Origin of the sequence: Paenibacillus humicus NBRC 102415, assembly GCF_004000905.1 — a bacterium.
Classification (GTDB): Bacteria; Bacillota; Bacilli; order Paenibacillales; family Paenibacillaceae; genus Paenibacillus_O; species Paenibacillus_O humicus.
In genome coordinates this window covers 1-1,285 of sequence record NZ_BIMD01000110.1, presented here as the reverse complement: position 1 = coordinate 1,285, position 1,285 = coordinate 1, and the positions used below count along the sequence as shown (strand labels likewise).

Genomic DNA, 1,285 nt, shown 5'->3' with positions numbered 1-1,285 from the left:
TGGGACTGACCCCCGTTTGTGAGACAGGGATCAAAACACCTTCAAGCTAAGTGGCCAGTCGTCGAAAATCAACCGGCGACTGGTTTTTTAGTTTTGCTTGAATACGAATTGAGTTATAGTAGGTGATGTACTCTCGAACGGTTTGTTCAACGATTGCCGTCGTTGTACGAGTGAGTCCTTCGAGATAGAACGTTTCAGACTTTAGAGTGGAATGAAACGATTCGATGGGGGCATTATCAGCGGGTGTTCCCTTGCGGGACATGCTCATGGTAATGCCTTTTCCTTTTATGGCCCTTTGGTATGCCTGAGACGTATAGACACTGCCTTGATCGCTGTGCAACAGCATCCCAGGCTGATCGGGAAGCTGGCGCAACGTGTCCAGTACAATCTCAGTATCCTGCTTGTCAGCGATACTGTAGGCTACAACCTCGCCATTATATAAGTCCAAGATGCTCGATAAATATAACATTCTGCTGCCGAAGGGCAAATACGTAATATCCGTTACGAGCTTATTCAGCGGTCCGTCTGCTTGAAACTGCCGTTTTAACAGATGCTCGGCTGGTTGTGCTGGCTGTCCAGTCGGTTTGCGCTTCTTAACCCTGACTCGACATTGCAATCCTTCACGCTGCATGATTCGTTGTACGCGTTTGTGGTTGATCGACTGTTCTTTTTGGAGCAGCGCGGTGATTTTGCGATACCCATAACGAAACCTGTGCTCTTGGCAGCGTTGACGGATTATCTCCACGATGGGATTCGTTTGCTTCGTCTCATAGGCTGCTTTCCAACGATAGTACGTGGCACGAGCGATTCCTAGCCATGCACAAGCCTGCTTTACACACACCTCTCCCCGAATGGCTTCTATCCAAGCGACTACGGCCTTAGGTGACACATCCTCTCCAACTCCTGGTACTTTTTTAGCACGTCCACCTGCTGTTTCAGAAACCGATTTTCCGCCTTCAGCTTCTCAAGTTCAGAAGCGTACTCTGGGCCTTTGCCATACCTGTATTGCTTGCCCACAGGTTGCTCGAGCCGATGCAGCTCGCCCTTGCGATACCAGCTCATCCAAACCTTTAACTGAGTCCCATTCTTGATTCCGAGTTGATCCATAACCTGTTGAACGGGTACGCCAGCCAATCTCATTTCAATCGCTTGCATCTTTATCTCTACCGCATAGCTAACTCTTGTTGCCAACGTAAAAACACCTCCAAGGTTGTCTCCCATATCTGTCGACATGGTTGCATTCTTCTTGAAGGTGTTTTAATTTGTCTCACGTAACGGGGTCAGT

The 1,285-nt window shown here is 48.6% G+C and carries 1 protein-coding gene; it reads right to left on the bottom strand.

Translation table 11 applies throughout. The annotated features are described in order from the left end of the window. Positions 1–46 precede the first annotated feature (46 nt). Positions 47–1,191 (bottom strand): IS3 family transposase gene (locus PHU01S_RS25500; RefSeq protein WP_373864564.1). Its coding sequence is split into 2 segments (ribosomal slippage): positions 47–903 and positions 903–1,191, totalling 1,146 coding nucleotides; the frame shifts between segments, so codons are not numbered across the junction. Positions 1,192–1,285: the final 94 nt, after the last annotated feature.